Origin of the sequence: Pseudomonas nicosulfuronedens (assembly GCF_005877905.1) — a bacterium.
Classification (GTDB): domain Bacteria; phylum Pseudomonadota; class Gammaproteobacteria; order Pseudomonadales; family Pseudomonadaceae; genus Pseudomonas; species Pseudomonas nicosulfuronedens.
Map to the genome: position 1 here is coordinate 101,596 of NZ_SWDV01000004.1, position 12,936 is coordinate 114,531.

Consider the following 12,936-nt stretch of genomic DNA (forward strand, 5'->3'; position numbering starts at 1 on the left):
ATCAGCGCCAACTCACCCGCAGATTATCCAGCCGCTCCTGGCACCCGGTGCTGATCCCCGGCTCGAGGTAGCCAGTCAGCAGCGGCGCCATTCCCTTGAGCACCTGCACCGGCAGCGCCGAGGTGAACTTGAAGCCATCGGACTCGCTGCCGGCCACATAGGCGGTGAGCGTGCCGAAGTGGCGTGGGCCGATGTAGAAGACGAAGGTCGCCGTGCGGTTCATCGCCTTGGAGCTCTTCACCCAGCCGCTGCGGGTCACGCTTTCGATGCGGTTGTCGCCGGTGCCGGTCTTGCCGCCCATCACCAGCGCATTGCCATCGGCCAGCTTGAAGGTCCCGGACAGGCGCCGCGCTGTGCCTGCATCCACCACCTGGGACAGCGCGGTGCGCAGGGCCTGGGCAACCTCCGAACGCATCACCTGGCGGCCATTGCCCGACTCCGGGCCAAGGGTGACCTCATAGGGCGTGGCAGCGGCGAAGTGCAGGCTGTCGATGCGCAGGGTCGGCAGGCGCACGCCATCGTTGAGGATGATCCCCATCAGCTCGGCCAATGCCGCCGGGCGGTCGCCCGAGCTGCCCAGCGCGGTGGCCAGCGACGGCACCAGGTGGTCGAACGGGTAGCCCAGGCGCTTCCACTGTTCATGCAGGTCGAGGAAGGCTTCCACCTCCAGCATGATGCGGATGCGCTTGTCGCGGGCGTACTTGTGCCGTGACTTGAACAGCCAGCCATAGACTTCCTTGCGCTCGGCACTGCTGGCGGCCACGGCGTCGGCGAAGGTCGCTGCCGGCTGGCGTTGCAGGTAGCCCAGCAGCCACAGCTCCAGTGGGTGCACGCGGGCGACGTAACCCTGGTCGTTGAGGTTGAAGGCGCCCGGCCCGTAGCGGGTGTAGAGGTCCTCGATGCGCTTGTCGGTGAGCTTGTCGCCAGCGTAATGGCCCTGCTTCAGACGGTCCTGCAGGAAGGCGGCGAAGGTCGGGACATCCGCCTGCGGCTGCAGGTAGCGGTGGATCGCCGCCAGCCGTACCGGCCAGGCACGCAGGCCGTCGAGGAAGGTCGTCAGGCGCGCGTCGTTGTCCTTGCCCTTGTACTTCTGCCAGAACCGCAGCAGGTAGACCTGGCTTTCCTTGTCGACGAACCGATCGAGGTAGTCCTGTCGGCGCGGGTCCTTGTCGTCGGCCAGCACGGTCACCTTGCTGCCCTCATTGGCATAGATGTCGTGGCGCACCAGGTCGCGCAGCAGGCGTACGAAGGGCAGGTTGATCGACTCGCGCAGGGCGTCCTGCAAGGTCGGGATTCGCCCGTTGTCTTCCTTGCGGAAGTTGCTGAAGGTGTGGATGCCGCCGCCGGTAAAGAAGCTCTCGTACGGGCTGGCGGAGTACTTGCGCTGCAGGGCGGCGGCGAGCATGTCCGGCAGGTCGCGGTCCTTGGCGGTGATCAGGTAATCGATGGACCAGCGGGTGAGGAAGTCCAGCGGCTCCACCGGCACTTTTTTCAATTCGGCGACAGACAGCGGCGCGTACTGCTGGTGCAGGTCGGCGATGGTTTCCAGGTAGGTGGCGAGCACCCGCAGCTTGGCGGTGGAACCCAGCTCCAGCTTGCTACCCTCGTTGATATCGAAGGGCTGCTCGGTACTGTCGGTCTGCACGCGCACGCGGTTACCGCTGGGAGTGCGCTCGAACAGGGTGAAGCTGTAGCGCACGTCCTTTGTCTTGTCCTTGGACAGCAGGTGCTCGCCGAACAGGCCGATCTGCTCGGCGAATGCCGGGTCGGAGAGCTGCCGCAGGTAGCCGGTGACCTGCTCCTGCAACTCATGTTGCAGGGTGGTGGTGAAGCTCATGTCGAAGCGGTCGAGATCGTACAGCGGCACGTCGAGCATGCCGGCCAGTCGCGTGCGGGCCAGGCCGATGCCCTTGTTGTTCTCCAGCGGGGTGAAGCTCGGCTCGCTGCGCGGATCGCGGAACACCAGTTTCTGTTTGAGTGCGGCGTCGCGCAACTCGGGGGCGATCACGTTGTTCTGCGCCAGCAGGCGCAGGTAGCTGTCGGTCAGCACGGCGAGCTGGTCGCGGCCGCGCGCCAGGTACCAGGAGGGTCGACGGTGGGCGATCATCAGCGACACCACCTGGCGCAGCGCCTTGCCCTGGGCGGCCAGTTCCGCGCCGGAGCCCGGTGGAGCGTTGAGCAGCTTGTTCACCTGCTGGTAGTCGGCCCCGTACCAGATCCACAGGCCGTCCGGCAGGCCGCTGACTTCGCCGTAACCCGGCTGCGCGGAGAGGGGAACGGAGTTGAGGTAGGTAAGGGCGACGTTGCGCCGAGCAGCCATGTTCTCCGCACCGTTCTGGTAGGTGCGCACGCTGGCCGAAGCCATCTGCCGCAGTTTGTCGGTGATCGAGTTGGTGCGGCCATCCTCGGAATGGCGGTACTTCTCGATCTGCGTGGCCAGGGTACTGCCGCCGGGTGCGTGATTGCCCAGGCCGACCAGCTTGCCCACCTGCGCCACGGACGCCTGGGTGAAGCGACTCCAGTCGATGGCCGGGTTCAGGTAGGGACGGTCGGGGTCGAGCAGGTCGCGGTTCTCGATATACAGCAGGCTGTTGACGATGGCCGGCGAGATGCTCTCGAAGTTGGCGTAGAGCCGCTGCGGGTAGCGGAAGTTGTAGATCGGCAGGCCACGGCAGTCGGCGATGTCGACGCCGGCCTGGGCCTTCTCCGGATAGGGCGGGAACATGCCATGGCCGGTGTACTGCATCAGCGGGTCGGAGAAACGCGCCTGGCTCAGGGTGACGAAGTTGCGCTCGTGCAGGCGGCCCAGGAAGGTCGGCAACTGCTGGTAGCCCAGTCGCCGGTCGAAGGGCCCGCCCTGTGGATAAACCACGTCGTCGGTGCTGCCTTGCCCCAGGTTCCAGGTCAGCCCGGTCGCGTAGCGCGCCAGCTCGCGCGCCTGCAGCTTGGAGGTGCGCGCTTCATAGAGCAGCGCCGCACCCATGGCGGCCAGCAACGGCAGGAGAAACAGGAAGAGGATGAGGAAACGGTGGTGATGCACTTTCTGTGGGGAAAGGCCGGGCCCCAGACTTCCCGGTTGACCTGCCACTTGCGTACCGGAATGCTTCGAGTTGCCCATCTTCACGCCCCGCCCATGCTTGTACGACAGCCCAGGTAGCGGACTCCGCCCACGTGATGGCCGGCACCTTCCTGGCGCCGCGAAAGCCGCTGTCCCCCGCGGCTTTCCTAACTTCCAGCGTAGTCGGCGGCGAAAAAACTGCGCACCGGCTGGCGCCGTTGATGGCTGTGCGGATTGATTTGCCGACGGCCAGCAGGTGCAATGTACTGACTTCGACAGGAACCCTCCCCGATGCGTTCGCCTTTTCTGCCTTGTAGCCTGCCCCGTGTTCTGCCTCTGGCCGCTCTGCTGCTGGCGTCCTTGAGCGCCCAAGCCGCGCCGATGCCGTTCTATCGCTGGCAGAGCAAGCTCGATGGCGCCTATACCTGCCAGCAGACGTCGCCGGGCAGTGGCTGGCAGAAGATCGGCGGGCCGTTCCGCGACGCCGGCTGTCGCGAAGCGTTGCCGCAGACCCCGCCGCCCAAGGGATTGGCGGTTCCCAAGGTGCTGAAGGGGCAGTAGTCCACTGTTTCAGCAGGAGCGGGCCTCCGCCTATCTCACGCACGGAGTTCGTCATGACCGACCACGACGCCCGAATTCGCCAGAGCTGGCTGGCCAACGCCGATGCCTGGACCCGCGCAGTACGCGAGCAGCGCATCGAGAGCCGGCGGCTGGTGACGGATGCGGCGATCCTCGGCGCCATCGCTGAGGGCCCGGCGCTGCGTGTGCTCGATATCGGCTGTGGCGAAGGCTGGCTGTGCCGCGCGCTGGCGGCGCGGGGCAGCGAGTGCGTCGGTGTGGACGCCTCGGCGCCCCTGGTCGATTCGGCGCGGACAGAGGGCGGCGCACGCTTCGAGGTCATGGATTACGCGGCGCTGATCGAGTCGGGTAGCAGCCTGGGCCAGTTCGACGTCCTGGTGTGCAACTTCGCGCTGCTCGACGAGTACATCGCGCCCTTACTGAGCGCATTGCGCGAGCGGCTCAACCCTGGCGGGCGGCTGCTGATCCAGACTGTGCATCCTTGGGCTGCCTGTGGTGACGAACCCTACGCGGACGGCTGGCGCCTGGAAACCTTCGCCGCCTTCGGGGGGGAGTTCAGCTCGCCGATGCCCTGGTTCTTCCGCACCCTGGAGTCCTGGCTGGCGCTGCTGACCGCCAGCGGCTGGCGTCTGCGGCAGCTGCGCGAACCGCGCCATCCGGACACTGGCCAGCCCTGCTCGCTGTTGCTGGACCTGCACGCGCTGGCGGGCTGAAGCGCTCTACACCGGCCCTGTCCGGGCACGCGGATGTGGCGATACGCCGCTATTCCTTTGGTCACATTGCACCTTGGTGGTGCAGACGTTTCCCAAGTACTTGTGTAACACTCGCCCGCGACCTCAGCCGTGGTCCTCCCGCAATGCCCACGTCCGCTTCACAAGAGCGGGCAGCCTCTTCCGGTGTGCCGTCCTGGAACTGCCAGACACTTCTCCCTCCGTGCCGCCCGGCGCGGTGGCGAAGCCTTTGCGGTGGTTCCGCACCCTGACTGCACTCAGAGTCCGCAGCTGATTACTCCCAAGAACAAAATGAGGTTGCATCACCATGTCGTCCCACGATCTCCAAAGGGATCTCAACGAGCGGCACATCCGTCTCATGGCCCTGGGCGCCTGCATCGGCGTCGGTCTGTTCCTCGGCTCCGCCAAGGCCATCCAGATGGCCGGCCCGGCCATCATGCTGTCCTACATCATCGGCGGTCTCGCCATCCTGGTGATCATGCGCGCCCTCGGCGAGATGGCCGTGCACAATCCCGTGGCCGGCTCCTTCGCCCGCTACGCCCAGGACTACCTCGGCCCGCTGGCCGGCTACCTGACCGGCTGGAACTACTGGTTCCTCTGGCTGGTGACCTGCGTCGCGGAGATCACCGCGGTGGCCATCTACATGGGCATCTGGTTCCCCGACGTGCCCCGCTGGATCTGGGCGCTGGCCGCGCTGGCGAGCATGGGCACCATCAACCTCATCGCCGTGCGCGCCTTCGGTGAGTTCGAGTTCTGGTTCGCGCTGATCAAGATCGTCACCATCGTCGCGATGATCCTGGCCGGTGCCGGCATGATCTTCTTCGGCCTGGGCAACGGCGGCATCGCTACCGGCATCTCCAACCTGTGGAGCAACGGCGGTTTCATGCCCCACGGCATCACCGGCGTGCTGATGTCGCTGCAGATGGTGATGTTCGCCTACCTGGGCGTGGAGATGATCGGCCTCACCGCCGGTGAAGCGAAGAATCCGCAGAAGACCATCCCCGGCGCGATCAACTCGGTGTTCTGGCGCATCCTGCTGTTCTACGTGGGCGCGCTGTTCGTGATCATGTCGATCTACCCGTGGAACGAGATCGGCACCCAGGGCAGTCCGTTCGTGATGACCTTCGAGCGCATGGGCATCAAGACCGCTGCCGGCATCATCAACTTCGTGGTGATCACCGCCGCGCTGTCTTCCTGCAACGGCGGCATCTTCAGCACCGGTCGCATGCTCTACAGCCTCGCCCAGCATGGCCAGGCTCCGGCCGTGTTCGCCAAGACCTCCAGCGGCGGCGTGCCGCGCAATGCGCTGTTGCTGTCGATCTTCGCGCTGCTGCTGGGCGTGCTGCTGAACTACCTTGTGCCCGAGAAGGTGTTCACCTGGGTGACCTCCATTGCCACCTTCGGTGCGATCTGGACCTGGGCGATGATCCTGCTGGCTCAGCTGAAATTCCGCCGCGGCCTCTCCGCTGCCGAAGCCGGCAAGCTGCAGTTCAGGATGTGGCTGTACCCGCTCAGCTCCTACCTGGCGATGGCCTTCCTGGTGCTGGTGGTGGTGCTGATGGCCTTCTTCGAGGACACCCGCATCGCGCTGTACATCGGCCCGGCGTTCCTGGTGTTGCTGACGGTGCTGTACTACGTGCTGAACCTCGCGCCGAAAGGCGAGCAGGGCGCTGCTGCCAGCCGTGCCTGATGCTCGGTTGAGTGAATGAAAAAAGGGCCTCTTCGGAGGCCCTTTTTCTTTCTCGTGGCAACTCAGGCGCTGGGCAGGCTGCCGGCCATGCGCGTCAGGCTGCGGTCGAGCTCGGTGATTTCCAGTTGCAGGCCTACGGGGCGTTTGTCGATGAGCGCGGCCAGGGTTTGCTCGGCGGTGGCGAACAGGGTATCGACGATGCGCTGGCGCAGTTCTTCCGGGCGGCCGGGGGCGATGCGGATCTGGATATTGACGAAGCCTTCGTTCCGGGTGTCGGCACCGACGTGATGCTGGTCGATGGCGCGGGCGAAGGTGCGCAAGCCGTTCAGGGGGAACACTCCCAGACTTATTGCCGCTTCGTGGAGCTTGCGGGGCAGTTCCAGTGGGTGTAGGTCGTCGGTGAGGTTGGCGGTGTAGTCGATGGCGATGTGGGGCATGGGGACAGTCCGGCATCAGTGATGCCAGCCATCCTAGGGCGATAGGTTCGCTGGAGATATGCGGGTGACTACGTATTTGACGGGGCCGATCTGCAGAAACACCCGCGGGTGCGATTCGGGGTTTCCATCCACATCAAATATACGGGTGAAGCATCAACGTAGGATGGCGTGGAGCGAAGCGATACCCATCGCTGCCTGTGCACCGAAGTAGCATGGGTATCGCAAGCTCCACCCATCCTACGAATGCGTTCGCCGGGGAGGGCGGCAGAGAAGGTTCGCTGCGGGGTGGGGGTAGGAGACGTTTCAGCTCGCCAGCAAAGGCGGCATCGGGCAGTCCAGGATGTCCGCCACCGCACGCATCAGCTCCGCCTCGCCGGCAGTTATGTGGCCGTCATGCTCGATGCAGCGTGCCAGCGCCTTGAGCAGTTGCGGCTTTTGCAGTGGGCGCAGTTGCTCCAGTTGCTTCAGTGCGGTTTCAAGGTCGCGCAGACTGGCAGCAACGGGGAGCGGCCGCGGTGCGAAGGGCAGACCGCTCCAGGCATCGGCGAACGCCTGCTCGGTCTGCAGGTCGCTGGTTTCCCCGACACGGGCGAGGAAGGCCAGCAGCGTCGCGCAGGCTTCGGACAGCTCCGCCAGCGCCACATTGCCGATCTTTCCGCTGCCCGGACGCAGGTTGCGCTCGATGATGCGCAGCAGTGTCCACTCCAGCAGCTTCACCTTGCCGTCCAGCTTGATCAGTAGCGCCATGCTCTCGCGCAGGGCAACGAAGGCTTTGGCGTCCAGCTGCTTGAGCGCCGGCATGGCCAGGTCCAGTAGCGGCAGGCGTTGGCCGGGGTCGAGCCGCAGCAGCGAATCCTCCAGCAGGTCCAGTTGCAGTGCCAGGCTCAGGTTCAGGCGTTGTTTGATCGCTTCCAGCTGGCGCGCGCGCAGACCGGGCTCGCTGTCCAGCAGCAGGCCGTAGATCAATGCTTCGGCGCCCTCGCGGTCATGGGCGGCGCGTTGCAGGCGCTCGTCCAGGCGTTGCAGGGTGCTGCGGGCTTCCTGCAGGTGCGCAACGGTGGGAGCACCGACAGCGGCGACGGCCACTTCCACGGCGCTGGGCTGGTAGGGCTGGCCGGTCACGGCAGCGGTCCAGGCGTCCTTGTTCATCAGCGCCACGTCCAGGCGCGGCTCGAACTTCGGGTAGCGACCGTCCCAGCCCGGGTCGACCCGGCGGATGCGATCCTTCAGCGGCGGGTGGGTGTCGAACCAGCTGCTGCCCACGCCATCGCCGAAATACAGGTGGCTGAACTCGGCCGCGCGCGGCGCGCTGAGCAGGGCGCCCAGCGGGTTGCCGCCGATCTTCTTGAGAGCGCCAGCGATGGTCGAGGGATCACGGGTGAACTGCACCGCCGAGGCGTCGGCCAGGTATTCGCGCTGGCGACTCACCGATGCCTTGATCAGCTGGCCGAAGAAGGTGCCGACATAGCCCAGCACATAGAGCACCACGCCCGCGCCGATCACCAGCAGCACCACGCTGCCACCGCCGTCCTTGTTATTGCTGCTGCTCCGGCTGCTGACGCGGACGCCGGTGCTGGTTTCGCTCCAGCCGCGCAGCAGCATGCCGCCGATCAGGCCGAGCAGGAGCATGCCGTGGAGCAGGGCGGTGAGCCGGGTGTTGAGCCGCATGTCGCCGTGGTGGATATGGCTGAATTCGTGGGCGATCACGCCCTGCAATTCATTGCGGTCGAGCTGCTCGATGGCGCCACGGGTGATGCCGATCACCGCATCGCGTGGCGTCAGTCCGGCGGCAAAGGCGTTGATCGAGCCGTCTTCCAGTACGTACACCGGCGGCACCGGCGAGCCGGAAGCCAAGGCCATTTCCTCGACGACATTGAGCAGGCGGCGCTCATCGGCGTTGCCGGCGCTGAGGTTGAGCAGGCGGCCGCCCAGGCTCTCGGCGACCACCTTGCCGCCGGCGCTCAATTGCACCTGCTTGTACAGCGCACCGAGGACGACCACGCCGACGATCACCGCGGCCACCGACAGGTAGAGCTCCGGGTCGGGCAGGGAGGCGCGCGAGGTCAGGTGCAAAGCCGGCTCACCCAGGTGGCGCCAGAGCCAGCCCAGGGCGAAGCTGGTGATGGTGACCAGGCAGACCACCGCCACGCTCAGCAGCAGGACCAGGCGCCCGGTCTGCTTACGGGCGCGGTCCTGGTGTTCGAAGAAGTTCATCGCGCGTCCTGCGCCGGGTTTTTAGAAAGCGACTTTCGGCGCGGACTGGATTTCCTTGCTGTCCTCGAACTCCAGCAGACTGGCGTCCTTGCTGTGGCCATAGGTGGTGGCCAGGAAGTTGGCGGGGAACGACTGGCGGTAGGTGTTGTACTCCATCACCGCGTCGTTGTACGCCTGGCGGGCGAAGGCCACCTTGTTCTCGGTGCTCGACAGCTCCTCGCTGACCTGCTGCAGGTTCTGCGAAGCCTTGAGGTCCGGGTAGGCTTCCAGGGTCACGTTGAGGCGCCCCATGGCACCGCCCAGGGCGTTTTCGGCGGCGGCCAGTTGCGCCATGCGGCCGGCATCGCCGGGTTGCTCGGAAGCGGCCTTCAGACCAGCGACCGCAGCATTACGCGCGGCGATCACCGCTTCCAGCGTCTCGCGCTCGTGCTTGAGGTAGGCCTTGGCGGTTTCCACCAGGTTGGGGATCAGGTCGTAGCGGCGCTTGAGCTGCACCTCGATCTGCGCGAAGGCGTTCTGGTAGCGGTTGCGCAGCGCCACCAGGCGGTTGAACACGCTGATCAGCAGGAAGATGACGCCAGCGATGATGGCGAGGGTAATGATCGAAGAAACGCTCATGGGATGTCCTTATCGGCGGGGCGATCGAGCGTCGATAATAGCGGAAAGCCAGCGACGTGTTGGGCAACTTCTCACGTCTTGATTCGCCGATTCGTCGGCAGTGTCGTGGCGCGTTTCTGAACGAAAAAGGGCCTCCCTGGAGGCCCTTTTTCCAAACCCTGTGGATCAGCGGTTCAGGTAGTCGGCGGTGGACACGACTTCGGCGTAGGCAAATGCCAGGGAGGCCATGTAGGACGCATGCACCTGAGCGGCAGGAACCTTCACGCCATTGAACTCCAGGTCCAAGGTGGCACAGGCATCGTGCAGCACGGTCACCGGGTAGCCGAAGTCGGCAGCGGCGCGCACCGCACCATCCACGCACATGTGGCTCATGTGGCCGACCACCACCAGCGACGCCACGCCATGCTGGTCGAGGATCGCCTTCAGGTCGGTGTCGCGGAAGGCGTTGACGAAGTGCTTGAGCACCACCGGCTCGCCGGGCAGATTGGCGACCTTGCCGTGGATCTTCGCGCCGTCGCTGCCGGGGGCGAAGAACGGGGCGTCGGCACTGTCGAATTCGTGGCGCACGTGTACCACCAGGTCACCGCGCTCGCGGAAGGCGGCCAGGACCTTGGCGGCCTGGTCGGCAGCGGCTTCGATGCCGACCAGCGGCCACTTGCCGGAAGGGAAGTAGTCGTTCTGGATATCCACTAGGATGAGCGCTTGCTTGGCCATGTCCGCATTCCTTTCTTGAGTCTTGGGTAGTGAGTGTCGAGTGGTGGGGAAGTGGAACCAGTATGGTTCGCTGCGCGCCGCGCGGGGATCAGGCGGAACGACAATAACCGGGGGAAAACTGACAATGGCTGTGGAACGGAGCGTCGTCGAGATCGGGTTGCTGCTCTATCCCGGTGTGCAGGCGGCGGCGCTGCATGGGCTCACCGACCTGTTCGCCGTGGCCGAGCGGATCGCCGCCGAAGAGGCTGCCGGGCAATTGCCGGCGCTGCGGGTCAGCCATTGGTCTGGTGAGGATGGCAGCGAGCCCCGACGCGTCTTCGACACGCATCCGGGCGTCGCCAGCCGGCTGGTGGCGGTCCTCGTCCCGCCGTCGCTGTTTGGCCTGCCGGACGCCGCACCGTTGCACAACCTCACCGACTGGCTCGCCGCGCGCCACGGCGAGGGCGCCATCGTCGGCTCAGTGTGCATCGGTGGTCTGCTGGTGGCGGAAGCCGGATTGCTCGACGGACGCAGCGCTACTGCCCACTGGAGCGGCGCCGAGGCCTTCGCCGAACGCTTCCCGCGCGTGCGCCTGGAGCCGCACAAACCCATCGTCGATGACGGCGACCTGATCACCTCTGCAGGGCTGATGGCCTGGTCGGACCTGGGCCTGCGCATCGTCGACCGCCTGCTCGGCCCGAGCATCGCCAACCGCACCGCGCGCTTCCTGGTGGTGGAGCACAGCGACAGCGCCCAGCAATGCGGCAGCAACTTCGCGCCGCTACTGGGCCATGGCGACGCTGCCATCCTCAAGGTGCAGCACTGGCTGCAGGGCAACGGCGCAGTGGATGTCAGCCTCGCCGCCATGGCAACCCAGGCCGGGCTGGAGGAGCGCACCTTCCTGCGCCGCTTCCGCGCCGCCACCGGGCTCAAGCCCACCGAGTACTGCCAGCACCTGCGGGTGGGCAAGGCGCGCGAGCTGCTGGAGTTCACCAACGGCACGGTGGACCATATCGCCTACACGGTCGGCTACCTCGACCCGGGGTCGTTCCGCAGCACCTTCCGCAAGATCACCGGGATGGCGCCGAGCGATTACCGCAAGCGCTTCGGCGCCAAGGCGGGGGCAAGTGCACTCAGCGATTGAATTCCTGCTTGCGCTGCTGCATCACTTCGGCCATCAGTGGCGCCAGATCCTGGTCGGTCAGGGCCGGGTGAACCTGCATATCCAGCAGGTCGTTCCACTGCATCATCCAGCGCTGTATTTCGATGGGGCTCTCGGCTTCGGCCAGGCCGAAGCCAAGCATGTGCCCGACGGCGTGCCAGCGTCCGTGCAGCACCACCTTGTCGTGAGGCTGCGCGCCGGTCTTGAGGAACCGCTCGATGGCGGCATCGCGGTTTTCCATGGGGATAGTCCAACTCACCAGATAGAGCATTTCGCACCTCTGGCCCGGGTCCGGGCAGTCAAGTGTCGCGGACCCGAATCGGCACCGCCGCCAGAGTCACGCCTGTTGTTTCCCAGGCGTTACAGCCTCCGGCTGGGAGCGGTTTCCTCCCGTCAGGCATAGCAGCCGTTGTGCGACAGGGAGAGGCCGCTGATCGGCGCCGCGCGTTGCTGTCGATCGACGGTCACACCCAGCGATCATTCTCCGCCGTGCGCTCGCCGCCCTGGTCGCCGGTGTTCAGCACGCCGCGCGGCTCGATCAGCATCACCTGTACCTCATGCTCGGCATAGGGCTTGTGCTCGACGCCGCGCGGTACCACGTACAGCTCGCCGGCGCGCAGGGTCAGCGGGCCGTCGCGGAAGTCGATGCGCAACTCGCCGTCGAGCACGATGAAGGTTTCGTCGGTGTCGGCGTGGCTGTGCCAGACGAAGTCGCCGCGCAGCTTCACCACCTTGAACTGGTAGTCGTTCATCTCGGCGATCACCCGTGGTTGCCAGGTTTCAGTGATGCGGCCGAGCTTGTCCTGCAGGTTGATCGGTTGGCGCTGGGTCACGGTGGATTTCTCCTCTTTCTGATTCGGCTGACACTAAGGCCGTGCAGGCAACCGGTCTTGCAGGAAATTGCGCTTCGCTTGTCGGTCGCCGCATCGCTCTGAAGCGGCGCAAAGGCACGACTATGCTGGAAAGGACGCGCCCATCCCGCGTCGGAGATCGCCATGCCCCAGCCCGCACCTGCTGTACGCCCCAGCGTCATCCCCTGCCTGCGCTACCGCGACGCGCCCCAGGCCATCGACTGGCTATGCGCCACCTTCGGCTTCCAGCGGCAGTTGGTGGTCGCCGATGAGCACGGCGGCATTGCCCATGCGCAACTGGCGCTGGCCGATGGCAGTGGCCTGGTGATGCTCGGCTCGCTGCACGACAACGAGTACGGCCGACTGATGCGTCAGCCCGACGAGATCGGCGGCTGCACCCAGAGCATCTACGTGGTGGTGAAGGATGCCGAGGCGTTGTACCGCGCGGCGGTGGACGGCGGTGCGCAGATCGTCATCGACATCAAGGATGAGGACTACGGCGGGCAGGGTTTCACCTGCCGCGATCCGGAAGGCCACATCTGGAGCTTCGGCACCTACGACCCCTGGCACTGACGCCGCCCTGCAACATCCTGCCGCAACCCCTGCCCTTGACGCGTTCCCGACCTGGTGTTGAGATGCGCCCCGTTCCAGGTGCCTCACGCCGCCGTGCGTGAGGTGAAACGGGAAGCCGGTGCGTCGCCTTCGTGCGATCAGTCCGGCGCTGCCCCCGCAACGGTAAGCGAGCGGAGCATCCAGTAGGCCACTGTGCGACAGCATGGGAAGGCGGATGCCCCAGGACCCTCGCAAGCCCGGAGACCGGCCTGGAACCTGTTTGGCAAACCCGCGGTGGGCGGGCGTGAGCCGGTTCCCGGGGCGCGCTCGTTCCGGGTCTCGCTGCGCCGC

Annotated in this window: 12 protein-coding genes and 1 riboswitch; of the genes, 5 read left to right on the top strand and 7 right to left on the bottom strand. The window is 65.9% G+C overall.

What is annotated here, in order from left to right:
- Nucleotide 1: 1 nt before the first annotated feature.
- Nucleotides 2–3,118, bottom strand: a complete 3,117-nt coding sequence (locus FAS41_RS05870; RefSeq protein ID WP_138520677.1) for a transglycosylase domain-containing protein — start codon at nucleotides 3,116–3,118, stop codon at nucleotides 2–4.
- A 231-nt stretch (nucleotides 3,119–3,349) separates the two neighbouring features.
- On the opposite strand from FAS41_RS05870, the gene FAS41_RS05875 reads away from it, so the two are divergent.
- The 3 genes from FAS41_RS05875 (at nucleotide 3,350) to FAS41_RS05885 (ending at nucleotide 6,058) form a co-directional block, all read left to right on the top strand.
- Complete coding sequence (locus tag FAS41_RS05875; RefSeq protein ID WP_081517656.1) at nucleotides 3,350–3,619, top strand: hypothetical protein; 270 nt, start codon at nucleotides 3,350–3,352, stop codon at nucleotides 3,617–3,619.
- Nucleotides 3,620–3,672: 53 nt separating this feature from the next.
- Nucleotides 3,673–4,350: a class I SAM-dependent methyltransferase gene (locus FAS41_RS05880; RefSeq protein ID WP_138520678.1), complete on the top strand. Its 678-nt coding sequence runs from the start codon at nucleotides 3,673–3,675 to the stop codon at nucleotides 4,348–4,350.
- Nucleotides 4,351–4,675: 325 nt separating this feature from the next.
- Nucleotides 4,676–6,058 (top strand): amino acid permease, encoded by a 1,383-nt coding sequence (locus tag FAS41_RS05885; RefSeq protein ID WP_138520679.1) that lies wholly within the window; start codon nucleotides 4,676–4,678, stop codon nucleotides 6,056–6,058.
- Between the two features lie 62 nt (nucleotides 6,059–6,120).
- Here the strand turns inward: FAS41_RS05885 and FAS41_RS05890 are convergent, their stop codons facing one another.
- The 4 genes from FAS41_RS05890 to FAS41_RS05905 form a co-directional block, all read right to left on the bottom strand.
- Complete coding sequence (locus FAS41_RS05890) at nucleotides 6,121–6,495, bottom strand: 5-carboxymethyl-2-hydroxymuconate Delta-isomerase (RefSeq protein ID WP_138520680.1); 375 nt, start codon at nucleotides 6,493–6,495, stop codon at nucleotides 6,121–6,123.
- Between the two features lie 303 nt (nucleotides 6,496–6,798).
- Nucleotides 6,799–8,709 carry a M48 family metallopeptidase gene (locus FAS41_RS05895; protein ID WP_138520681.1) on the bottom strand — a complete coding sequence of 637 codons (1,911 nt, stop codon included), beginning with the start codon at nucleotides 8,707–8,709 and terminating at the stop codon, nucleotides 6,799–6,801.
- A gap of 21 nt (nucleotides 8,710–8,730) precedes the next feature.
- Nucleotides 8,731–9,327: a LemA family protein gene (locus tag FAS41_RS05900; protein ID WP_138520682.1), complete on the bottom strand. Its 597-nt coding sequence runs from the start codon at nucleotides 9,325–9,327 to the stop codon at nucleotides 8,731–8,733.
- A 165-nt stretch (nucleotides 9,328–9,492) separates the two neighbouring features.
- A complete protein-coding gene (locus FAS41_RS05905) occupies nucleotides 9,493–10,041 on the bottom strand; it encodes a cysteine hydrolase family protein (protein ID WP_138520683.1) in 549 nt (182 codons plus the stop codon).
- Between the two features lie 124 nt (nucleotides 10,042–10,165).
- On the opposite strand from FAS41_RS05905, the gene FAS41_RS05910 reads away from it, so the two are divergent.
- The gene (locus FAS41_RS05910; protein WP_138520684.1) at nucleotides 10,166–11,164 is read left to right on the top strand and encodes a GlxA family transcriptional regulator; all 999 of its coding nucleotides are present in this window, start codon (nucleotides 10,166–10,168) and stop codon (nucleotides 11,162–11,164) included.
- Here FAS41_RS05910 and FAS41_RS05915 read toward each other — a convergent pair.
- Both FAS41_RS05915 and FAS41_RS05920 read right to left on the bottom strand, forming a co-directional pair.
- A complete protein-coding gene (locus FAS41_RS05915) occupies nucleotides 11,154–11,453 on the bottom strand; it encodes a DUF3303 domain-containing protein (protein WP_138520685.1) in 300 nt (99 codons plus the stop codon). The two genes, FAS41_RS05910 and FAS41_RS05915, sit on opposite strands and share 11 nt — an antisense overlap.
- 193 nt (nucleotides 11,454–11,646) lie before the next feature.
- A complete protein-coding gene (locus FAS41_RS05920) occupies nucleotides 11,647–12,015 on the bottom strand; it encodes a cupin domain-containing protein (protein ID WP_138520686.1) in 369 nt (122 codons plus the stop codon).
- 162 nt (nucleotides 12,016–12,177) lie between these two features.
- Between FAS41_RS05920 and FAS41_RS05925 the strand changes: the two genes are divergently transcribed.
- Nucleotides 12,178–12,606, top strand: coding sequence for a VOC family protein (locus FAS41_RS05925; protein ID WP_138520687.1), 429 nt, complete (start codon nucleotides 12,178–12,180; stop codon nucleotides 12,604–12,606).
- A gap of 59 nt (nucleotides 12,607–12,665) precedes the next feature.
- Nucleotides 12,666–12,872, top strand: a riboswitch (cobalamin riboswitch).
- Nucleotides 12,873–12,936: the final 64 nt, after the last annotated feature.